We start from the raw sequence: 20,321 nt of genomic DNA, 5'->3' as shown, positions 1-20,321 counted from the left end.
GGCGTTTCAGTCTAGCGTCTAGACTGAATTCGGCGGCAAGGCGGGCGCATCATGCAATCCACCCCTCCGTACGGTGAGCCGCCGCTCCCGATCAGTTCCGACGCGATCGCCGACGGCCCGAAGGTCCCCGGCGCGGCGCGGCGCCGTTCCGTGGTCGCGGGCGCCATCGGCAACACGCTCGAATGGTACGATTTCGCCACCTACGGGTACTTCAGTGCCGTCATCGGCCGGAACTTCTTCCCGTCCGACAGCCCCACGACGTCGCTGCTCTCGGCCTTCGCGGTGTTCGCCGCCGCCTTCTTCATGCGCCCGATCGGCGGCATCGTGTTCGGCCACATCGGCGACCGCTACGGCCGGAAGACGGCACTCCTGCTGTCGGCGGGCCTCATGGCCGTCTCGACCTTCCTGATGGGCTGCCTGCCCACCTACGCGTCGGCCGGACTCCTCGCGCCCGTCCTGCTCGTGGTGCTGCGGCTCGGCCAGGGTCTCTCCGTCGGCGGCGAGTACACCTCCTCGGCCATCTTCCTGTCCGAGACCGCAGCACCGGCGCGCCGCGGCCTGACCGGCAGCCTCGCCTGCATCGGGGCCGCCGGGGGGATCCTGCTCGGCTCCATCGCCGGGACGCTCGTCACCGGCCTGCTCACGCCGGAGGACGTGCACCAGTGGGGCTGGCGCCTGCCGTTCCTCTTCGGGATCGTGCTCGGCGTCTTCATCTTCGCTCTGCGTCGCCATATCGACGACGATCACGTCGAGACCGTGTTTCGCGAAGATCGGGCACCGACGGACCAGCGCTCACCGCTGCGCACGGCCGTCGAGATCGACGGCTCCGCCATGCTGCGCGCCTTCGCGATGAATCTCGGCCTAGCGTGCGGCTTCTACGTGGTGTTCGTCTACCTCGTGACGTTCATGCACACCGTGTCGGGCCTGCCGCAACACACGGCGTTTCTCATCAACTCGCTCGCCATGGTGGTTCAAGCCGTGTGCATCCCGATCGCCGGAGCCCTGTCCGACCGCTTCGGGCGCAAGCGTGTTCTGGTCCTGACCGGGGCGGGCCTGACAATCCTGTCGTGGCCGCTCTTCATGCTGCTGACCACCGGCGACACGCTTCTGATCGTCCTGAGCCAGGTCGCGTTCGCGATCCTGATCGCCGGCAACGCCGCCGTCGTGCCGACGGCGTTCGTCGAGATGTTCCAGCACCGCTCGCGCTGCACGGCCCTGGCAATCAGCTTCAACGCCTCGATGGCGCTGGTCGGGGGCACCGCCCCGATGGCCGCGACGTGGATCGTCCACCACCTGGCCTGGCCCACGGGGCCGGGCCTCTACGTCGCCGTGCTGTCGGCCATCTCGCTCGCCGCAGTCCTCACGATGCGCGATCGGACCGGAGAATCGCTCGCGTGAGAGAATCGCTCGCGTGAGAGGATCGGCGCGCGGGGGGCGACACGCGGAGGCCGAAGTCACGTTGCGGCTCTCACAGAGCCGACGCCCCCATCGATCGTCGCTCGTCTCGACGGTGCCGGGCGTCCGATCGGCGGCGATCCGAGCGGCGCGGTCAATAGGTCACCCTCACTAGTGGTAGCCGAGAGCGGCTCAGCTAAAATCGACTGAGGGAGACAGAAGAGAGCCTGTCCAGCAATGATCGGGTGAGCACTGCGGAGATCTCTTCTTGCCCGACGCGGTCATCGCCATGACCGGCAGACGGGCATCGGCGCTCCCGAGGGACCTGGAGCATGGGATCCGACGTGACACGACCTCTCTGGCGCTCAGTTTCATCCCGCCTCGTCGTCGTGTCCTTCTCAGTCCTGATGATCGCGCCGGCGGCGCGGGCGGCCAGCACTCTGGAGGCGGCTCTCCGCGCGGTGCCGGATTCCGTCCTGGCGACGCCTGACCCGATGCCGATCGTCTTCATGGACGTCCAGGCGCTGTCCAGGGCCGCCGGCGGTGCGCTGAGCGACGCCGGCCTGCGGCGCATGGCCTTCGCGCAGAGCATCCGCCCGCTGAACGCCCTCAGCTACGGCGGCGCGCAGACATGGACCGAGAAGGCCGGCATCCCGTTCGAGGACATCTCGTATTTCGCGGCCTTCGGCCAGCCTCCGGCGCGCGTGAGTTACTGGGGTCTGGCGACGAAGGCGGCAGCCGACACTCTGGTCGCCAAGCTGAAGGACAGGAACTTCCGGCCGGTCCCGACCGCGCCGCGCATTCTCGCCAACGGTGAGCCGCGCGCCCTGAATCTCAGGGCCCGGCAGCCGACCGATCCCTGGTCCGGCCCGATGGGCGAGACCAGCGCGATCCTGGCGATCGATCGCGTCGTCGCGCAGGCGTCCGCGGCCGCAGATCTGGAGACACGCGTCGGGGTCGGCCGGAGCGCGGCGGATCACGAGGCGGTCGCCACAGCGCTGACGGGTCTGGCCGCCGCGGATGAGCGCGACCCGGGCGCGATCCTTCAAGCGGCCGTCGTGACGCCGCTGATGGGGATCACCCCCGACGATCCTGCCGCCCTCCTGTCGGCGACGACCGATCTGGCCGCGCAGAGGAAGGCGATCGAGGATCAGCGCGAGCGCGGACGGGACGGCGTCCCGGCTTATGCCGGCGGTATCGTGGCGGACTATCAAGGCAAGAACGGACCGGCCCTGCTCGTATCCCTCGCCTATCCCGATTGCCGGACGGCCGACAGGGCCGTCTCCGCGTTGAAGGCGCGTTGGCGAGCCGGCATGGCCCCTGCGGCCTCCGTCGACGGCCGCTCGGTCGAGAGCCCGCAGCGCGGCTGTGCCGCCGTCCTCCGCGTCGATCGTGCCGCGGGTGCGAACACCCCGTTCGGAGAGTTCCTCGGGACCTCCCTGCAGCGCGGCTTCAATGTCCTGCAGATCGGGTCGCAGCGATGACCGGTCTCCGACGCGCCGGACCGGCGCGACCGTCCCGGCCGGCGCGGTCGAGGCGCGGTTTTCCTAGGCCTCGGCCGCCCTGGGCGCGGCCGGGTCGCCGGTCGCTCCGAGTTCGGCGGCGAACTTGCCGAAGAACTCGTCGGCGAGCTTGCGCGCGGTCGCCTGCATGAGCCGGCCGCCCAGCGTCGCGATCTTGCCGCCGACCTCGGCCTTGGCGGTGTAGGTCAGGAGCGTCTCGCCGCCCTCCGCCGCGAGGCTGACGGCGGCGCGGCCCTTGGCGAAGCCCGCCATGCCGCCGTTGCCCTGGCCGACGAGGCTGTAGCCCTCGGGGGGGCGCAAGTCCTCGAGGCGGACCGTGCCCGCGAAGGTCGCCGAGACCGGCCCGACCTTGAGGGCGACCTTGGCCGTCATCTCCTCCGGGGAGGCCTGCACCAGCTCCTTGCAGCCGGGGATGCAGCGGGCCAGCACCTCCGGATCGTTCAGCGCCGCCCAGACGGCCTCCCGCGCGACCGGGATCCGATACGCGCCAGCGATGTCCATCCTGGTCTCCTCCTGACACTGCGCCGCCCACCGGCCGGTGCGGGCGCTCAGACCGCGCAGTAGCGCGCCTGGATCTCGGGATCGTCCCGCAGCGCGGCCGCGGGGGCGTGGTAGACGACGGCGCCGCCGTCGACGATGTAGACGCGGTCGGACACGTCGAGGGCGAGCTCGACGTTCTGCTCCACGAGCAGGATCGTGGTGCCGGCCCGCTTCATCGCGACGAACTGCGCGAACATCTCCTCGACCAGGATCGGCATGATCCCCTCCGAGGGCTCGTCGAGGAGCACCATCACGGGCTCGGCCATGAGCGCCCGGGCGATGGCGAGCATCTGCTGCTCGCCGCCCGACATCGTGACCGCCTCCTGCTTCAGGCGCTGCTTCAGCCGCGGGAAGGTCTCGGCGATGACCTCGATCCGCCGCGCCTCGTCGCGGCGCGTCGCGCGCGCCCCCCGTCCTGCCCCCCTGGCGGCCAGGATGCCGAGGCGCAGGTTCTCCTCCACGGTCAGCCCCGGCACGATGCGCCGCTCCTCCGGCACGTAGGCGAGGCCCTGGTGGAAGCGCTCGTGGGGCGGCCGGTGGAGGATGTCGGCGCCCGCGAAGGTCACGCGCCCCTCGCGCTTCGCCACGAGGCCCATGATCGCCTTCAGCGTGGTGGTCTTGCCGGCGCCGTTGCGGCCGACCAGCGTGACGATCTCGCCGGGGCGCACCTCCAGCGAGAGACCCTGCAGGATGTGGGAGTGGCCGTACCACGCCCGCAGGTCCTCGACCGCCAGGAGCGGCTGCGTGACGGCGGCGCTCATGCGGTCCCGCCCGTGATCTTGCCCGCCGTGTTGCCCAGGTAGACGCGGCGCACCTCGGGATGCGCCCGGATGTCGTCGGGGCTGCCCTCGGCCAGGAGCTGGCCCTGGTGGAGGACGACGAGGCGCCGGCACAGGCCCATGACGAGCTTCATCTTGTGCTCGACGAGGATCAGCGTCCGGGTCTCGGCGAGGCGCTGCACGAGGTCCATCATCTCGCGCGTCTCCTCGGGGCTCATCCCGGCGGTCGGCTCGTCGAGGAGGAGGAGGCTCGGCTCGGCGGCCAGCGCCACCGCGATCTCCAGGGCGCGCTGCTCGCCGTGGGCGAGTTCGCGCGCGAGGCGGTCCATCCGGGCGCCGAGCCCGACCTCGCCGAGGAGTTCCTCGGCCCGCTCCGCCAGCTCGGGATAGGCCGCGCGGTCCCGGAAGAACGCGAAGCGGACCCGCCGGGCCTGGGCGGCCACCCGCACGTTCTCGCGCACCGTGAGGTGCGGGAAGACGTTGGTGATCTGGAACGACTTGGCGATGCCCATCCGGGCGAAGGCGTGCGGGGCCGCGCCGGTGATGTCGCGCCCGCGGAACAGCACGCGGCCCTCGCTCGGCGGGAAGGCGCCCGAGATCAGGTTGAAGAAGGTCGACTTGCCCGCCCCGTTCGGCCCGATGATCGCCGTGATGCCGCCCTCCGGGAACGCGACGGTCACGTCGGACAGGGCGCGGAAATGCCCGAACCGCTTGCCGAGCCCATCCGTGGCGAGGATCGGCGGCGCCGTACTCGGAGCCTTTGCCGGCGCGGCGGCGACGCTCACCATCCGGCCCTCCTCAGGCGCGCCAGCACCTCGCCCCAGATGCCGAGCGGCAGGAACAGCACGAAGGCGATGAAGACGGCGCCGACGAAGAGCTGCCAGTGGCTCGTCACGGTGGCGAGCCCGTCCTGCAGGAGCGCGAAGGTCGCGGCGCCGACGAAGGGCCCGAAGAACGTCCCCATGCCGCCGAGCAGCGCCATCATCACGGCCTGGCCGGAGGTCGAATAGTGCATCGTCTCGATCGGCACGATCGAGAGGTGGATCGCCTGGAGACCGCCCGCGAGGCCGCACAGGGCCCCGGAGATCACGAAGGCCGCGAGCTTCATGCGGCGCACGTCGTAGCCGCAGGCCTGCGCCCGGCCCTCGTTCTCGCGGATCGCCTCGAGGGCGGCCCCGAAGGGCGACGACAGGAGGCGCGAGAACAGCCAGACCGCGACGCCGACCACCGCCAGCGCGGCGTAGTACTTCACCACCGGGTCGAGGAGATTGAGGCTGAAGCCCGGCAGGGCGAGCGCGGGCACGTTGATGCCGCGCAGGCCGTTCTCGCCGCCGGTGAAGGCCTCCGCCTGGTAGAAGGCGTAGTAGACGCACATCGACAGCGCCAGGGTCGTCATCGCGAAGTAGATGCCGCGGGTGCGGATCGCCAGCACGCCCATGACGGCGGCGATGAGTGTCGCGAGCAGCGTGCCGGCGACGAGCGCCAGGGCCGGGTGCAGCCCGTAATGGACGATGGCGATGCCGCAGCCGTACGCGCCGCCGCCCAGGAAGGCGGCGTGGCCGAAGGACAGGAGCCCGGTATAGCCGAACAGCAGGTTGAACCCGAGGGCGTAGAGCCCGAGCACCAGGATGTTCACGGCGAGGGCCTGGTAGGGCGCGATCCAGGGGAACACGAGGAGGAAGGCGAGCGTCAGCGCGACGCGGTGCCGGCCGCACCACGCCAGCCGGCGGCCGGTCCGGCCGGAGCCCGGCCGGGCCGCCGGCAAGGTAGCCGGAAGGGCGCCTCCCTTCGTGACGGCGGAGGCGGGGGCGCGGGCGCTCATCCGAGGGCTCCGGCCCGGCCGAGGAGGCCCCGGGGCCGCACGAGCAGCACCAGGGCCATGAGGGCGAAGATCGCCATCTTGGTCATGTCGGGGGCGACGAGGGACGTCATCGCCACCACGATGCCGACGATCAGCCCGGCGAGCACGGCCCCGGCCAGCGAGCCCATGCCGCCGACCACCGTGACCACGAAGGCCTCGGCGAGCACCGGGACCCCCATCTCGGGCGTGACGCCCTGCAGCGGCGCGGCGAGGATGCCGGCGAGCCCGGCGAGCGCGCAGCCCAGGGCGAAGACCGCGAGCCAGACCTTGGTGATCTCGATGCCGAGCACCTGCACGATCTGCGGGTCGCGGGCGCCGGCCCGGATCACGAGGCCGAAGGGCGTGCGCTCGATGAACAGCCACAGGGCGCCCACCACCGCCAGCGCGAACCCGATCAGGAACAGGCGGTAGAGGGGGAAGTAGCCGATGCCGATGTCGACCGCGCCGCGCAGCTCGGGCGGCGCGCCGAAGGGCAGGCCGGTCAGCCCGAAGGCGATGCGCACGCTCTCGACCATCACGTACGACAGGCCGAAGGTGAGGAGCAGCGGGTCGTCGATGCCGCGCCCGTAGAGGGGGCGCACGAGCACGCGCTCCACGGCGAGCCCGAGGAGCCCCATCGCCAGCGGCGCCGCGACGAGACTGAGCCAGAAGCTGCCGGTGTAGCCGTACAGGAAGACGCCGACATAGGCGCCGACCATGAAGAACGCGCCGTGGGCGAAGTTGACGACGTTCATCAGCCCGAAGATCAGCGACAGGCCGATGCCGACGAGCACGTAGATTGCCCCCAGCGCGATGCCGGTCACGAGCTGGAGGGCGAGGAGATCGAGGGGGAAGCCGCCGATCGTGATGGCGCTCAAGGCCGCGCCCTCCCGCGGGTTCGCATGGGGCGCCTCACGCCTTGTGACCGAGTTCGTCGCAGCCGCGCAGGAAGCGCTCGTCGGGCCCCTCCGTGCCGAGGATCGTGAAGACGTCGTCCGGAGTCTTCATGTCCTTCGACTTCGCCTCGACGATCAGGACCGACTGCACCGACTGGTGGTCGCATTTCCGGAAGCTCTGCGGCCCCTTGTAGAAGTCGGCCTTCAGGGCCTCCATGGCGGCCACGACCTTGTCGGTCTCGACCGACCCGGCGGCCTTCACGCCCTCCAGCACCGAGCGGACGCCGGCATAGCCCAGCGCCCCGTAATCCGACGGGACGGCGCCGTTGTAGGCGGCGCGGAACCGGTCGTTGAACGCCTTGGCGGAGGGCACGCTGTCCTCCAGGCGCCAGTAGTAGGAGGTGCCGCCGATCACGCCGTCGAAGGCGTCGCCGCCGGCCTTGCGGGCGGTGAAGAGCAGGACCGGCGCGACGAGCTTGGTGGTGCGCTTCAGGCCGAACTCGGTCGCCTGCTGGATCGAGACGACTTGGTCCCGGCCGAAATTGCACAGGCAGAGCACGTCGGGCTTGAGCGCGGCGATCCGGGGCAGGAAGGCCGAGTAGTCGGAGGCGCCGATCGGGTGGCGGATGTCGGCCACGACCTCGATGCCCGAGGCCTCGCCGGCGCGCTTGAAGCCGCGCATCATCTCGTGGCCGTACGCGTAGTCGGCGCTGAGGAAGGCGACGCGCTTGCCCGATTTCGGGAAGACGTAGCGGCCGACCGCGCCCGCGGTCATGTGCGGGTTCAGGGCCTCGTGGAAGGTCGTGCGGCCGAAATCCTTGGCCTCGTTGATCGCGTCGGACTGGCTGATCGAGTTGTAGATCACGCCGCGCTCGCGGGCGACGTTGTTGATCGAAAGGGTCACGGCCGCCGAGAGGCCGCCGACCAGGAAGTTGACCTTGTCCTTCTCGATCAGCTCGAGGGTCCGGGTCGCCGCCTCGCCGGGGTTGAGCTTGTCGTCGCGCACGAGGAGCTCGGCCGTGCGGCCCTGGAAGCCGCCGGCCTCGTTGAACGCCTTGACGGCGAGCTGGGCGGCGCGGACCTGGTCGTTCGCCTCGGCCCCGAAGGCCCCGGTGAGCGGCACCGGGAAGCCGATCCGGATCGGGCCTCCGGTCGAACCGCCTTGCGCGATCGCGGAGCGCAGGAGCGCCGGGGCGGCGAGCGCCAGCGCGGATGCGGCGGCGCTGCCCTGGAGCAGCCGGCGCCTGTCGAAGCCCGTTCCCATTCCCGTCCCTCCGTCGGCGTTTCCTCGTCGGGACCGGTCTCTTCGGTGGACCGTGCCCCGTGATGGTCGATGTGTCCTGACCCGAAAGGGTCATCCGTCCTCGCGAGCGCAGCGAAGCGATCCAGGGATCCGCCACGTTCGGCAGCGTCCCGCTGCCCTGGGTTGCTTCGCTGCGCTCGCAAAGACGGGGAAGCCCGCAGCCGGTTTCAGATCAGTCCCAGCGCCTCCAGCACGACCTCGGGCGTCACCGGCTGGCGCGCGACACGGGCGTTCAGCGGCGCGAGCGCGTCGTTGATGGCGTTGACGACCGCCGCCGGCGCGCCGGCGGTGCCGGCCTCGCCCGCGCCCTTGGCGCCGATCTCGGACGACGCGGTGGCCGAGACCACGTGGGCGACCGCGATATCGGGCATCTCGCCGGCCATCGGCACGAGGTAGTCGGCCATCGACCCGTTCAGCAGCTGGCCCTCGCCGTCGTAGAGGCAGTGCTCGAACAGGGCCCCGCCGATCCCCTGGACGATGCCGCCGCGGATCTGCTCGTCGACGAGGAGCGGGTTGAGCACGGTGCCGCAATCCTCGACGCACCAGTGCTTGAGCAGCCGCACGAAGCCCGTCTCGGTGTCGACCTCGACGTAGGAGGCCTGCACGCCGTTGGTGAAGGCGAAGGGGTAGTCCTTGGGCACGTAGTGCCGGGTCGCCACGAATTCGGGCTGCACCTCCGGCGGCAGCGTGTCGGGGCGGAAGTAGACGATGCGGCCGAGCTCCGCGAGCGGCATGCGCTCGGTCCCGGTGCCTGCGTCCACCACGGCGCCGTCGCGGACGTCGAGGCTTTCCGGATCGGCCTGCAGGATCGCGCCCGCCACCGCCAGGACGTTGCCGCGCAGCGCCTTGCCGGCCTGCCACGCGGCCTCGCCGCCGATGCCGGCCCCGCGCGAGGCCCAGGTCCCGCCGCCGTAGGGCGTCGCCTGCGTGTCGCCGGAGATCACCCGGACCTTGTCCATCGGCACGCCCGTGGCGGTGGCCACGATCTGCGCGATGATGCCCTCGGTGCCCTGGCCCTGCTCGGTGACGCTGACCGACGCGACGACGCCGCCCTGCGGATCGAGCCGGATCGTGCAGCCGTCCTGGGAGGAGATGCGCGCGCCGCCGACCCCGTAGAAGGCCGCCGACGGGTTGGTGATCTCGATGAAGGCCGCGAGCCCGATGCCCCGGTGGATCCCCCGCCGGCGCAGGTCCGCCTGCTCGGCCCTGAGACCGTCGTAATCCATCATCGCCTTGAGCTTGGCGAGCGCCGCCTGGTGGGACAGCTTCTCCAGCTTGATCCCCGAGACGCCCGCGCAGGGATAGGCGTCGTCCGGGATGACGTTGCGCTCGCGCACGGCCAGGGGGTCGAGGCCGAGCCGGGCGGCGCCGAGATCGACGAGCCCCTCGGCGACCATCGTGGCGATCGGGTGGCCCACCGCCCGGTACTGGCAGGTCGGCGCCTTGTTCTGGAGCACGACGCGGGCGCGGGCCCGGTAGTGCTGGTGCCGGTAGGGGCCGCCGGTCAGGTTGACGACCTGGTTGGCCTCGACCGCGCTGGTGCGCGGGTAGACCGAGTAGGGCCCGATGCCCGTGAGGTCGTCCATGTCGAGGGCGAGGATGTCGCCCTCGGCCGAGAAGGCCATCCGGGCGGTGACCCGGTGGTCGCGGGCATGGATGTCGCTCTGGAAGCTCTCCAGCCGGTCGGCGACGAACTTGACCGGGCGCTTGAGCATCAGCGCCAGCGCGCAGGTCGCCATCTCGTCGGGGTAGATGTGGACCTTGATCCCGAAGGACCCGCCGACATCCTTGCAGATCACCCGCACCGCCCCCTCGGGGAGGGCGAGGTGCTTGCACAGGATGTCCTGCATCATGTGCGGCGCCTGGAAGGAGTGGTGGACGGTGAGCATCCCGTCCGCCGCCGCCCAGTCGGCCAGGATCGCCCGCGGCTCCAGGCACACGCCCGTGTGCCGGCCGAACTGGAAGGTCTCCTCGACCACCAGAGCCGCGTCGCGGAAGGCCGCGTCGACGTCGCCGACGTTGAGGACGCGCTCGAAGGCGAGGTTGTCGCCGAGCTCGGCGTGGATCGCGGGCGTCGCGGGATCGAGCGCCGTCTCCATGTCGACGACGGCGGGGAGCGGGTCGAACTCGACCGTGATCGCCGCGAGCGCGTCCTCGGCCTCGGCCCGGCCGTGCGCGACGACCGCGCAGAACGGCTCGCCGACCCAGGTCACCCGGTCGAGGGCCAGGGCGTGCTGGGGCGCCGAGCGCAGGCCCTTGAAGTGGCCGAGCACGCCGACCCACGGCGTGCACACGGCCGCCAGTTCGGGCCCCGTCACCACGGCGATCACGCCGGGCATCGCCTTCGCGTCCGCGGTGTCCAGGGCGACGATGCGGGCGTGAGCGTGGGGGCTGCGCAGGAAGGCGACGTGGCCGAGGCGGGCGACGGCCACGTCGTCCACGTAGACGCCCCGTCCCTCAAGCAGGCGCCGCGCGTTCGGCCGCGGGACGGAGCGGCCGATATAGCTGTTCGGCCGGTCGAGGAAGGTGAGGCCGCCCGGATCCGCGCTCATTCGGCGGCCTCCAGGCCGGCATCCCTGCCGGCATCCCGGCGGCCTTGCCCGCGCGCCTCGGCGGTCGACGCGATGGCGTCGACGATGGCGTGGTAGCCGGTGCAGCGGCAGTAATTGCCCGCGATCGCCGCGCGGATCGCCTCGCGCGAGGTGGCCGCGTCCGCGTCGTCCAGAAGCTCGGCGGCCGTCACCAGCATGCCGGGGGTACAGTAGCCGCATTGCAGGGCGTTGCGGGCGTGGAAGGCGTCCTGCAGGTCGCGGATGCGCCCGCTCTCGGTCAGGCCCTCCACGGTCTCGACGGTCGCGCCGTCGGCCTGGACGCCGAGCATCAGGCAGGACCGCACCGCCCGGCCGTCGACCAGGATCGTGCAGGCGCCGCAGACGCCGTGCTCGCAGCCGAGATGCACGCCCGTGAGGCCGAAGGACTGGCGCAGCAGGTCGCCGAGATGCATCCGGGCGGGGACATGCGCCCGCACGGCCTCGCCGTTCAGCGTGAAGGCGACCGCGTGCGCGCGGTCGGGGCTCTCAGACGCCATCGGGACCGCCCTCCTGCGCGCTGCCGCCGCGCATCCTCGCCGCCACGCGGCCGAGGATCACGCGGGCGAGGTGGAGCCGCGTCGCGGCCTTGGTCGTCGGGTCGTCCGGCGGGTCGAGCTCACCGGCGAGCGCCGCCTGGGCGCCCGCGAGATCGCCGGCCTCCAGGGCCGCCGCGGCGGCGCGGGCGAGCACCGGCCGGTCGGCCACGCCGAAGAAGGCGAGGCGCAGGTCCGACAGGCCGCCCGCGGACCGCCGCCCGGTCGCCGCGAGGCCGACGAGGGCGTAGTCGCCGTGGCGGCGCGACAGTTCCTCGAAGCCCCAGACCGCGTCGGCTCCCGGAACCGGGAACTCGATCGCCGTGACGATCTCGCCGGGCTCCAGGGCCGTCGTGTAGAGGCCCTGGAAGAAATCGTCCGCCGGGACGCGCCGCTCGGCCCCGGGCCCGCGCACCACGATCGAGGCGCCCGCGGCGAGGCAGCAGGCGGGCCACTCGGTGGCCGGGTCGGCCAGCGCCACCGAGCCGCCGATCGTGCCGCGGTTGCGGATCGCCGGATGGGCGATGTGCGGCAGGGCGGCGGCGAGCAGCGGCAGGCGCTCGCGCACGAGCGCCGCGGTCCCGACGTCGCGGTGGCGCGTCATGGCGCCGATCCGCACAATGCCGCCGGCCTCGCCGCCGGCCTCCGAGACGCCGATGAGTTCGGGGATCGCGTTGAGGTCGACCAGCAGGCCGGGCGCCGAGAGCCGCATGTTGAGGGCCGTGACGAGGCTCTGGCCCCCCGCCAGCGGAACGGCGTCCTCCCCGTGCTCGGCGAGCAGGGCCAGCGCCGCGTCGAGCGAGGCCGGACGCACGTAGGCGAAGTCGGGCGCCTTCAAGCCCTGGTCCTCCTCCCGATGGGCTTGCCCATGACCGCCCCGATGGGACAGGCTGGAGGCCCTTATTGATCGTTCGCTCAATAGAAGGCGAAACCGAGATGGCGTCAAGCAGGCCGGCGGACAGTGACGGTCGGGTGCCGACCGGCCGGCGGCTGACGCCGGAGGCCCGCGAGCGCCAGATCGTCGAGGGCGCGGTCGCCTACTTCGCCGAGGTCGGCCTCGACGGGCACACCCGGGAGCTCGCCCGCCGGCTGGGCATCACGCAGCCGCTGCTGTTCCGCTACTTCCCGACCAAGGCGGCGCTCATCGAGCGCATCTACGAGGAGGTCTATCTCAGGCGCTGGGATCCCGGCTGGGAGGCGACGGTGCGCGACACCGCGCTCCCCGTCCTCGAGCGCTTCCGGCGCTTCGAGATCGACTACCAGCGCCGGATCGACGACTACGCGTGGCTCCGGATCTTCGTCTCGGCCGGCCTCAAGGGGTTCGATCTGCCGAGCCGCTACCTCGGCATGGTCCGCGCGCGCATCTTCGCGCCGCTGCTCGCCGGGATGCGCGCCGAGTCGAACCTGCCGGACCCTGAGGTGCAGCCGCTCGCCGCGGACGAGTTCGAGCTCCTGTTCGGCATCCACGGCGCGCTGGTCTACGTCGGCCTGCGCTCGCGGGTCTACGGCATGGACGGCACGGCGGACCGCGACGCGGTCCGGGCCGCCATGCTCGACGCCGCGCTTCCGGGGCTGCTCGCCACCCACCGCCGGGTGGTGACGGCGGCGCGGTCGTCCGACGCGCTGTAGGGCCGTCCTGGGATCCCCGGATCACGGGAGGCGCCGGTCCGGCCCGCCCGCGTCACCGGAGCGGGCCGCCGCGGCGATGACTTTCGCGGGAACTGCGTTAGCCTCGCGGGCCGGAGGAACGCCATGACCCACGGAACGGAACCGGCGGCGCTGCCGCCCCACTTGGCACAGGAATACGCGACGGCGCGGGACAACGGCTGCGTCGGCACCCGGCTGCTCTCGGAGGATGACCGCTCCCGGGTCTGGACCATCGTCCTGGCGCCCGGCGCGCGGATCGGCTTCCACACGCACGTGCTCGACTATTTCTGGACCGCGGTCACGGCGGGGCGCGCCCGCTCGCATTACGGCGACGGGCGGGTCGCGGAAGTCGATTACCGCGCGGGCGACATCCAGCACCTGTCGTTCGGGCCGGGCGAGTCGATGACCCACGACCTCGCCAATATCGGCGACACGGAGCTGATCTTCACCACCGTCGAGTTCCTGGACAGCGCGAACCCGCCCCTCGCGCTCCCGGCCGCCGTGCGCGCGGAGGCGACCCGCCGCGCGGCCTAAGCGCGGGGGACATCGGGCGGCACCGCCGTCCCGGCCATCACCGCCTCGGGGCTGCGGAACCGCTCCGCCGCCGCCCGCTCGGCCGCGCCGCGCTGCTGCGCCTGCAGGTACGCGCCGAGATCGCGTCCCCGCGCCACGACGGCCGCGCCGTAGGCGCGTCGGCGCGCCTCGAAGGCCGTGAGCGCCGCGTCCACGTCGGCGCCGGCCGCGTCCAGGGCGTCCGCGAGGGCGGCGGCGTCCTCCATGGCCTTGGTCGCGCCCATCCCGACATGGGGCCGGGCCACGAAGGCGGCGTCGCCGATCAGCGCGACGCCGCGGGCCGGGATCATGGTCGGCGTCTCGATGTCCAGGATCGCCTGCAGGAACGGCTGCTCGGCGCGCAGCATGACCTCGGCGAAGGGCGGCGCGAGGATCCGCGCCGCGTCGACGCGCATCGACTCCAGCACCGCGGCCTTGATGCGGCCCGGCGGGATGGAGAGGGCGTGGCGGACGCCGCCGGCATCGGTCAGCAGCGCGGCGAGCGCGGCCTCCTCGGTCGGCCTGTACCAGACCGCGTTGAAGCACAGCCCGGCGGCGGCCCCGTCCGCGCGCCCGGGCACGGGATAGCCGAGGATCTGCTCGCCCGGAGGCAGGCAGAACGCGAAATGGCCGCCGATCGCCTCCCGGGTCGCCGGCGCGAAGGCCGCCGCGTCGACCACCGCGCGCCACGCCACGTAGCCGGCGTAGCGCGGCGCGACACCGCTCAGGAACCGGGACCGCACCGTCGAGAACTGCCCGTCGGCGCCGACGAGGAGATCCGCGGAGATCCGGCGACCGTCCTCGAAGAAGGCGACGACGCGCGCGCCGTCGGGCTCGACCGCGGCGAGCGCCGCGCCGTAGCGGACGCTGTTCGGGGGCGCGGCGTCCAGGAGCAGCCCGTAGAGCCGTCCCCAGCTCGCCAGCACCTGCGGCAGGCTCCGCTCCGCGATCACGGTCCCGTCCCGGTCGACGACCCGGCGGCCCTCGACGGTGACGCCGAGATCGCCCGCCCCGGCCGGAGCACCGCAGCGCGCCAGCACCGCCCGGAGGCCGGGATGCGTGACGATCCCCGCACCGCGGCCCGTGAGCGCGGCCGCCGACCGCTCGAACACCGTGACGGCGTGGCCGCTCCGCGCGAGCAGGCACGCCGTGGTCAGCCCGGCGATCGAGCCGCCGATGACGGCCACGTCCAGTCGCTTCATGCAGCCCTCGAACCGGGACGGCGGTCCCGACCGCGCCCAGCATGGACGCGCCCGGCCGGCCGGCCAAGATCGAAATCGCCGCGGGGCGCCGCGCTAGACCGGCCGCACCAGCCGGTCGAGCCGCATCCGGGTGATCGCGCCGATCTCCTCCAGGGCCGTCGCCTCCTCGTCCGCGACCGCGCGCGCGAGGCGTTCCTCGAACAGCGCGCGGATCTCGCGCAGGTCCCGGCCGCGCACGGCGACGATGAACGGGAAGCCGAACCGGTGCCGGTAGGCGGCGTTCAGCCGGTCGAAGGCCGCGGCGTCCGCCTCCGTCAGCCGGTCGAGGCCGGCGCTGCCCTGCTCCTGCGCGGAATCGGCGGTCATCGCCCGGGCTTGGGCCTCGGGACCGGCGAGTTCCGGATGGCCGTTGAGGAAAGCGAGGCGCACGTCCGGCGGCGCCGCGCGCACGGCCGCCATCATCGCCCCGTGGAGAGCGGCGAGGCTGGCGAACGGCGCCGCGCCGTGGGCGGCTCGGGCGACCCAGGGCGCGTGCTCGAAGACGCCGCCGAGATACGCGACGAAGGCGTCGCGCTCGAGGGCGTTGAGGCGGTCGAGGTCGATCATGCCGCTCAGCTTCCGCGATAGGTGGTGAAGCTCGACGGGGCGCACAGCATCGGCACGTGGTAATGCTGCTTGGCGTCGAAGACGGCAAACCGCACGACCGGGTTGTCGATGAAGATGTCGGCCTCCGCGGTGCCGGCGCGGCCCTGGAAATAAGGGTCGACGAAGAATTCCAGCTGATACTGGCCGGTCTCGGCCCTGTCGGCCGGAAGGATCGGCGCGTCGGTCCGGCCGTCGGCGTTGGTGACGACGCTCTTCACGAGCCGCCACTGGCCGTTCTCGAGGACGGAGAAGTCGATCCGGACCCCCGCGACGGGGCGGCCGCGATCGGTGTCGAGGACGTGTGTGGTGATGCCCGCCATGCCGGGTCTCCTTGTCGCGTCGGGGATCGGACGGGTCAGCTGCCGCGGTAGTAGGAATAGCCCCAGGGCGTGAACAGCACCGGCAGGTGGTGGCGCTGGCTCGCGTCGCGGATCCGGAACCGGATCGGCACGAGGCCGAGGAAGTTCGGGGTCGGGAGCTTCACGCCCAGGTTCGCGAAATACGCCTCGAGGTGCAGCACCAGCTCGTAGCGGCCCGCCTTGAAGGCCTCGTCGACCAGGAGCGGCTCGGCGGTCCGGCCGTTCGGCGCGGTGGTGACCGTCCGGATCGGCCGGTAGCCGGTGCCGTCGTGCATCGCGAGGTCGCAGACCATCCCGGCACCGGGCGTGCCGTGGAAATTGTCGATGGCGTGCAGGGTCAGCCGCGGCGAGAGGCCGGCCTGCGACACGGGCGCGGTGTTCAGCGTGCCGGGCTTGGTCGGGGAACCGGCCGGAGCATTGGCCGGAGCCGCCGCCGGAGCGGGCGTGCCCTGCGCCAGCGCCGGGCCCGCGGAGACCGCGGCCGCGGCGCCGAGCCCGGTCGCGACGAGGCCGCGCCGCGTCAGAGCGTGTCGTTCGGGTCCGTGTTCCAAGAAAGCCTCCCTCTCGTGCTGCGGTTCACGCCGGCTCGTGTGCCGCGCGGGCCCGGGCGCGCCGACCCATCTCCGGCGTCGCCGGCGGGACGAAGGCCAGGATCAGGACGAGCGCCGCGGCCTCGACGGCGGCGACCAGCCAGAGGCCGGTCGCGACCGAGCCGGTCTGCTCGCGCAGATAACCCATCGCCGCCGGCGCTCCGAAGCCCGCGAGATTGGCCACCGAGTTGATGAGCGCGATGCCGGCCGCGGCCGCCGACCCGGCGAGGAAGCGGCCGGGGATCTGCCAGAAGACCGGGATCGCGCTCATCGTGCCGACGATCGCCACCCCGAGCATGAGCAGCGCGAGGACCGGCGCGCCCGCGATGAAGACGCCGGTGAGCGCGATGGCCAGTGCCCCGACGAAGGCCGGGACCCCGCAATGCAGCCGCGCCTCGCCGGTCCGGTCCGAGTGGCGGCCGTTCAGGATCATCCCGGCGCCGCCGCAGAGATAGGCCGCCGACATGATCCAGCCGACCGTCAGCGGGTCGGTGAAGCCGGCGTCGCGCACCACGCTCGGGCCGAAGAAGGTCAGGGCCGAGTTCGCCGTGACGATGCAGAAGAAGATCGCGATGCACTGCCAGACGCGCGCGTCCTTCAGCGAGGCGAGGATGCGGTGCTCGCGGTGGCCGAGGGCCGCGGCGTCGCGCGCGAGGTCGGCCTCGACCAGCGCTTTCTGCTCCGCCGTCAGCCAGCCGGCCTTGGCGGGCCGGTCCGTGAGGTAGAACAGCGTGACGATCCCGGCCAGGATCGACGGGATGCCCTCGAGCAGGAACACCCACTGCCAGCCGGACCAGCTGTTGACGCCGTGCATCCCCGACATGATCGCGCCCGCGAGCGGCCCCCCGATGACGCCGGCCAGCGCCGAGGCGGACATGAACAGCCCGAACACCTTCGCCCGGCGCTCGCTCGGATACCAGTAGGTCAGGTACAGGATGACGCCGGGATAGAATCCGGCCTCGAAGACGCCGAGCAGGAAGCGCAGGACGTAGAAGAACGCCGGCGTGGTGACGAACATCATCGCCACGCAGCAGAGCCCCCACAGCAGGGTGATCCGCGCGATCGTCTTGCGGGCGCCGATATGCTCCAGCAGCAGGTTGCTCGGCACCTCGCACAGGAAGTAGCCGATGAAGAAGATCCCTGCGCCGATGCCGTAGACGGTCTCGCTGAACCGGAGCTCGGCCAGCATCTGCAGCTTGGCGAAGCCGATGTTGACCCGGTCGATCCAGGACAGGATCCACAGGACCATCAGGAATGGCAGCAGCCGCCACGTGATCCGGCGGTAGGCGTCGTCCAGGCGCGCGGGCGCCGCGAGGGCCGGCATGTCGGTCGCGTGGTGCGCCTGGATCGTCATGGCTGGCCCCACAAGGTTGCCCCATCCGGAATGGGGCGTTGGAATTCCGAGCGATGCAGGACGGCTGCCAGTCTCGCGCCGGCGGGCCGCCCGCCCCGTCTCAGACGATGGCTTCGCGCGGCGCGAGCAGCGTCGCGAGGGCGTGGCCGAGACCGACATTGTCCGCGGCGACGGCGGGCGGGCGCGGGTAGGGCGCGGCCGCGGCGGCGACGACCGCCTTCACCCCCGACGTGACCGAGCACAGGACCGGGACCGGCACGTGCGGCTGCAGGCGGGCCGCGAGGCCGACCAGGGCGGCGCCGCCGAGGATCACCGCCTCGGCGCGATCCTCCTCGGCGCAGGCCCGGCAGGCGGCCGCGAGGTCGGACAGCGCCGCCTCCGGGTCCTTGGCGATCTCGCCGCCGGTGCGCGCGATCGTCCGGATGCCCGCTAGGCCGTCACCGACGCCGAGGCTCGCGACGCACTCGCGGAGCATGGGCTTCCACAGGGCCCCGCCGGTCACGATGGCGTAGCGCCCGGCGACCCGCTGGGCCTCGCGGCACGACGCTTCGAGCATCCCCACCACCGGGACCGGTGAGACCTCGCGCAGGGCCAGCAGCCCGGGATCGCCGAAGCAGGCGAGGAAGACCGCGTCGCAGTCCCGGCCGTGCTCCGCGAAGGCGTCGAGGGCGGCGTGGCCGGCGATGGCCAGGGCCGCCCGGCTGGCGATGTAGGCGGCGCCGAACCGCGCCGTGGCCGGGACGAAGGTCGCGGTCGCGCCCGCCATCGTCCCGACCTGCCCGGCCAGGAGGTCGGTCACAGACGTGCTGGTGTTCGGATTGAGCAGCAGGATCCGCATGGCGCCCTCGGGTCGCGGGAGCCGGCCGGATGGCCGGGCAGAGGCCCGCACGCAGCCGGCCGGGGATGGGGAGGTCGGGGTGCCCGGCGGCGCGGGTCAGGCCGCGCCGCCGGGCCGTTCGTGTCTCCGATCCGGACCGGGGCGGGTCCAGGTCGGGACCGGGGCGGGTCCAGGTCCGGACGGCCTCAGGCAGGACGGCCTCAGGCAGGACGGGCCGCGCCCGCGGGGCGGCGCATGAGGGCGGTGTAGATCGCGAAGCCCAGGGCGCACCCGATGAACCACGTGAAGTTCGCCACGCCCTCCAGGCCCGGCAGGATCACGCAGAGCACGGGGATGAGGGCCGAGGGGATCATGGCGGTCACCGCGGCGCGGTTGTATCCGCCACTGTACCAGTACGTCCCGGCGGGGCTCATCGTGTAGAGGTCGTCGAGGACCACCTTCTGCTTCTTCACGAAGTAGAAGTCGGCGATCAGGATCCCGAACAGCGGGCCGATGAACGCGCCGAGGACGTCGAGCGTGTAGTGGATCACAGCGGGATTGTTGTAGAGGTTCCAGGGCGTGATGAAGATCGAGCCGACGGCCGCGATCATCCCGCCCATGCGCCACGAGATCCGCCGCGGCGACACGTTCGAGAAGTCGAACGCGGGCGAGACGAAGTTCGCGACGATGTTGATCCCGATGGTCGCGGTCATGAAGGTGAAGGCGCCGAGCACGACCGCGAAGGTGCTGTCGATGCGGCTCACCGTCTCCACCGGGTCGGTGATCAGGTGGCCGAAGACCGGAACCGTCGCCGAGGCGGTGACGACCGTCAGGAGCGAGAACCCGAGGAAGTTCACCGGGAGACCCCAGAAGTTACCCTTCCTCACCGCCTCGAAGCTCGCGCCGTAGCGCGAGAAGTCGCCGAAGTTCAGCATCGGCCCGGAGAAGTAGGAGACCACGAGGGCGACGGCGTTGATCATCACCGGCAGGGCGTCCCAGCCGGTATACTTCACGGTGCCCAGGGTCAGCCCGATCTCGCCGATCCCGGCCTTGGCGACGAGGTACGCGGCGAGCGCGATCATCACCACGTAGACCGCCGGCCCCGCCCAGTCGATGAACACGCGGATCGCCTCCATGCCGCGCCAGAAGACCAGCGCCTGCAGGACCCAGAGCGTCATGAAGGCGGCCCAGCCCAGACCCGACAGGCCGGCGAAGCCGTACTGCTTGACGTCGGCGTAGACGGCGAGTTCGGGGTAGAAGCGGAGCGCCACCACCGTCAGCGCCGCCGAGGCGAGGTAGGTCTGGATGCCGTACCACGCGACCGCGATCAGCCCGCGGATGATCGCCGGGATGTTGGCGCCCTTGACCCCGAAGGAGGCGCGGCAGATCACCGGATAGGGCGTGCCGGTCTGCTGGCTCGGCTTGGCGACGAGGTTGCAGAAGATCTGGACGATCACGATGCCGACGAGCAGGGCGATCAGCACCTGCCAGCTCACGAGGCCCAGCGAGAACAGGGAGCCGGCGGTCACGTATCCGCCGACGCTGTGGACGTCAGACATCCAGAAGGCGAAGATGTTGTAGGTGCCCCAGGTCTGCTTGCGCAGCGGGGCCAGATCCTTGTTCACGAGATCCGGATCGTAGCTCGGCTTGATGACGACGGCTTCCCGTTCGTCCGACACGGCCGTGCTGATGTCGGCGGCCTCGACCTGTGCGTACATGGCGTTTCTCCCTGACTGGCGCAGCCCTGTTGCCGGG

20 protein-coding genes are annotated in these 20,321 nt (G+C 72.0%); 4 read left to right on the top strand and 16 right to left on the bottom strand.

Features of this window, described 5'->3' with window-relative positions; all coding sequences use genetic code 11:
- Positions 1–51 precede the first annotated feature (51 nt).
- On the top strand, positions 52–1,398 hold the full coding sequence (locus ACQKQD_RS26680) for an MFS transporter (RefSeq protein ID WP_132368761.1): 1,347 nt from the start codon (positions 52–54) through the stop codon (positions 1,396–1,398).
- 341 nt (positions 1,399–1,739) lie between these two features.
- Complete coding sequence (locus ACQKQD_RS26675; protein ID WP_427510042.1) at positions 1,740–2,879, top strand: hypothetical protein; 1,140 nt, start codon at positions 1,740–1,742, stop codon at positions 2,877–2,879.
- Between the two features lie 63 nt (positions 2,880–2,942).
- On the opposite strand, the gene ACQKQD_RS26670 is transcribed toward ACQKQD_RS26675, so the two are convergent.
- From ACQKQD_RS26670 to ACQKQD_RS26630, 9 genes are all read right to left on the bottom strand, one after another.
- A complete protein-coding gene (locus tag ACQKQD_RS26670; RefSeq protein WP_091981639.1) occupies positions 2,943–3,419 on the bottom strand; it encodes an SRPBCC family protein in 477 nt (158 codons plus the stop codon).
- A 47-nt stretch (positions 3,420–3,466) separates the two neighbouring features.
- Positions 3,467–4,219: an ABC transporter ATP-binding protein gene (locus tag ACQKQD_RS26665; RefSeq protein WP_100251662.1), complete on the bottom strand. Its 753-nt coding sequence runs from the start codon at positions 4,217–4,219 to the stop codon at positions 3,467–3,469.
- Complete coding sequence (locus ACQKQD_RS26660) at positions 4,216–5,025, bottom strand: ABC transporter ATP-binding protein (protein ID WP_427510041.1); 810 nt, start codon at positions 5,023–5,025, stop codon at positions 4,216–4,218. Before ACQKQD_RS26660 ends, ACQKQD_RS26665 begins: the two co-directional genes overlap by 4 nt.
- Positions 5,019–6,059 carry a branched-chain amino acid ABC transporter permease gene (locus ACQKQD_RS26655; RefSeq protein WP_056527145.1) on the bottom strand — a complete coding sequence of 347 codons (1,041 nt, stop codon included), beginning with the start codon at positions 6,057–6,059 and terminating at the stop codon, positions 5,019–5,021. Before ACQKQD_RS26655 ends, ACQKQD_RS26660 begins: the two co-directional genes overlap by 7 nt.
- Positions 6,056–6,955 carry a branched-chain amino acid ABC transporter permease gene (locus tag ACQKQD_RS26650; RefSeq protein WP_427510040.1) on the bottom strand — a complete coding sequence of 300 codons (900 nt, stop codon included), beginning with the start codon at positions 6,953–6,955 and terminating at the stop codon, positions 6,056–6,058. Before ACQKQD_RS26650 ends, ACQKQD_RS26655 begins: the two co-directional genes overlap by 4 nt.
- Positions 6,956–6,989: 34 nt before the next feature.
- Positions 6,990–8,237 (bottom strand): ABC transporter substrate-binding protein, encoded by a 1,248-nt coding sequence (locus tag ACQKQD_RS26645; protein WP_091981647.1) that lies wholly within the window; start codon positions 8,235–8,237, stop codon positions 6,990–6,992.
- A gap of 206 nt (positions 8,238–8,443) precedes the next feature.
- Positions 8,444–10,828 carry a xanthine dehydrogenase family protein molybdopterin-binding subunit gene (locus tag ACQKQD_RS26640; RefSeq protein WP_427510039.1) on the bottom strand — a complete coding sequence of 795 codons (2,385 nt, stop codon included), beginning with the start codon at positions 10,826–10,828 and terminating at the stop codon, positions 8,444–8,446.
- Positions 10,825–11,364 (bottom strand): (2Fe-2S)-binding protein, encoded by a 540-nt coding sequence (locus ACQKQD_RS26635; RefSeq protein ID WP_091981651.1) that lies wholly within the window; start codon positions 11,362–11,364, stop codon positions 10,825–10,827. The genes ACQKQD_RS26640 and ACQKQD_RS26635 overlap by 4 nt, the downstream gene beginning before the upstream one ends.
- Positions 11,354–12,238 carry an FAD binding domain-containing protein gene (locus ACQKQD_RS26630; RefSeq protein ID WP_427510038.1) on the bottom strand — a complete coding sequence of 295 codons (885 nt, stop codon included), beginning with the start codon at positions 12,236–12,238 and terminating at the stop codon, positions 11,354–11,356. Before ACQKQD_RS26630 ends, ACQKQD_RS26635 begins: the two co-directional genes overlap by 11 nt.
- A 134-nt stretch (positions 12,239–12,372) precedes the next feature.
- On the opposite strand from ACQKQD_RS26630, the gene ACQKQD_RS26625 reads away from it, so the two are divergent.
- Together ACQKQD_RS26625 and ACQKQD_RS26620 are read left to right on the top strand one after the other, a co-directional pair.
- Positions 12,373–13,029: a TetR/AcrR family transcriptional regulator gene (locus ACQKQD_RS26625; protein ID WP_244540058.1), complete on the top strand. Its 657-nt coding sequence runs from the start codon at positions 12,373–12,375 to the stop codon at positions 13,027–13,029.
- Between the two features lie 123 nt (positions 13,030–13,152).
- Positions 13,153–13,581: a hypothetical protein gene (locus ACQKQD_RS26620; protein ID WP_427510037.1), complete on the top strand. Its 429-nt coding sequence runs from the start codon at positions 13,153–13,155 to the stop codon at positions 13,579–13,581.
- Here the strand turns inward: ACQKQD_RS26620 and ACQKQD_RS26615 are convergent.
- The 7 genes from ACQKQD_RS26615 to ACQKQD_RS26585 all read right to left on the bottom strand — a co-directional run bounded on the left by ACQKQD_RS26615 (position 13,578) and on the right by ACQKQD_RS26585 (position 20,284).
- Positions 13,578–14,801: an FAD-dependent monooxygenase gene (locus tag ACQKQD_RS26615; protein WP_427510036.1), complete on the bottom strand. Its 1,224-nt coding sequence runs from the start codon at positions 14,799–14,801 to the stop codon at positions 13,578–13,580. The two genes, ACQKQD_RS26620 and ACQKQD_RS26615, sit on opposite strands and share 4 nt — an antisense overlap.
- Positions 14,802–14,894: 93 nt before the next feature.
- Complete coding sequence (gene uraD, locus ACQKQD_RS26610; RefSeq protein WP_427510035.1) at positions 14,895–15,407, bottom strand: 2-oxo-4-hydroxy-4-carboxy-5-ureidoimidazoline decarboxylase; 513 nt, start codon at positions 15,405–15,407, stop codon at positions 14,895–14,897.
- A 5-nt stretch (positions 15,408–15,412) separates the two neighbouring features.
- Positions 15,413–15,766, bottom strand: a complete 354-nt coding sequence (uraH, locus tag ACQKQD_RS26605; protein WP_427510034.1) for a hydroxyisourate hydrolase — start codon at positions 15,764–15,766, stop codon at positions 15,413–15,415.
- A 35-nt stretch (positions 15,767–15,801) separates the two neighbouring features.
- Positions 15,802–16,356 carry a hydroxyisourate hydrolase gene (gene uraH, locus ACQKQD_RS26600; protein ID WP_100251675.1) on the bottom strand — a complete coding sequence of 185 codons (555 nt, stop codon included), beginning with the start codon at positions 16,354–16,356 and terminating at the stop codon, positions 15,802–15,804.
- Positions 16,357–16,381: 25 nt separating this feature from the next.
- Positions 16,382–17,749 (bottom strand): MFS transporter, encoded by a 1,368-nt coding sequence (locus tag ACQKQD_RS26595; RefSeq protein ID WP_427510033.1) that lies wholly within the window; start codon positions 17,747–17,749, stop codon positions 16,382–16,384.
- A 100-nt stretch (positions 17,750–17,849) separates the two neighbouring features.
- A complete protein-coding gene (locus ACQKQD_RS26590; protein ID WP_427510032.1) occupies positions 17,850–18,587 on the bottom strand; it encodes an aspartate/glutamate racemase family protein in 738 nt (245 codons plus the stop codon).
- A gap of 200 nt (positions 18,588–18,787) precedes the next feature.
- The gene (locus ACQKQD_RS26585) at positions 18,788–20,284 is read right to left on the bottom strand and encodes an NCS1 family nucleobase:cation symporter-1 (protein WP_427510031.1); all 1,497 of its coding nucleotides are present in this window, start codon (positions 20,282–20,284) and stop codon (positions 18,788–18,790) included.
- Positions 20,285–20,321: the final 37 nt, after the last annotated feature.

The organism is Methylobacterium sp. NPDC080182 (assembly GCF_050281105.1).
GTDB lineage: Bacteria > Pseudomonadota > Alphaproteobacteria > Rhizobiales > Beijerinckiaceae > Methylobacterium.
This window is presented reverse-complemented; position numbering and strand designations above follow the sequence as displayed.

Bases quoted from the DNA above. Each gene is read 5' to 3' on its own strand.
- ACQKQD_RS26645 (WP_091981647.1), bottom strand. From the start codon at position 8,237: ATGGGAACGGGCTTCGACAGGCGCCGGCTGCTCCAGGGCAGCGCCGCC.
- uraD (WP_427510035.1), bottom strand. From the start codon at position 15,407: ATGATCGACCTCGACCGCCTCAACGCCCTCGAGCGCGACGCCTTCGTC.
- ACQKQD_RS26640 (WP_427510039.1), bottom strand. From the start codon at position 10,828: ATGAGCGCGGATCCGGGCGGCCTCACCTTCCTCGACCGGCCGAACAGC.
- ACQKQD_RS26660 (WP_427510041.1), bottom strand. From the start codon at position 5,025: ATGGTGAGCGTCGCCGCCGCGCCGGCAAAGGCTCCGAGTACGGCGCCG.
- ACQKQD_RS26585 (WP_427510031.1), bottom strand. From the start codon at position 20,284: ATGTACGCACAGGTCGAGGCCGCCGACATCAGCACGGCCGTGTCGGAC.
- ACQKQD_RS26670 (WP_091981639.1), bottom strand. From the start codon at position 3,419: ATGGACATCGCTGGCGCGTATCGGATCCCGGTCGCGCGGGAGGCCGTC.
- uraH (WP_427510034.1), bottom strand. From the start codon at position 15,766: ATGGCGGGCATCACCACACACGTCCTCGACACCGATCGCGGCCGCCCC.
- ACQKQD_RS26595 (WP_427510033.1), bottom strand. From the start codon at position 17,749: ATGACGATCCAGGCGCACCACGCGACCGACATGCCGGCCCTCGCGGCG.
- ACQKQD_RS26655 (WP_056527145.1), bottom strand. From the start codon at position 6,059: ATGAGCGCCCGCGCCCCCGCCTCCGCCGTCACGAAGGGAGGCGCCCTT.
- ACQKQD_RS26665 (WP_100251662.1), bottom strand. From the start codon at position 4,219: ATGAGCGCCGCCGTCACGCAGCCGCTCCTGGCGGTCGAGGACCTGCGG.
- ACQKQD_RS26615 (WP_427510036.1), bottom strand. From the start codon at position 14,801: ATGAAGCGACTGGACGTGGCCGTCATCGGCGGCTCGATCGCCGGGCTG.
- ACQKQD_RS26680 (WP_132368761.1), top strand. From the start codon at position 52: ATGCAATCCACCCCTCCGTACGGTGAGCCGCCGCTCCCGATCAGTTCC.
- ACQKQD_RS26635 (WP_091981651.1), bottom strand. From the start codon at position 11,364: ATGGCGTCTGAGAGCCCCGACCGCGCGCACGCGGTCGCCTTCACGCTG.
- ACQKQD_RS26620 (WP_427510037.1), top strand. From the start codon at position 13,153: ATGACCCACGGAACGGAACCGGCGGCGCTGCCGCCCCACTTGGCACAG.
- ACQKQD_RS26590 (WP_427510032.1), bottom strand. From the start codon at position 18,587: ATGCGGATCCTGCTGCTCAATCCGAACACCAGCACGTCTGTGACCGAC.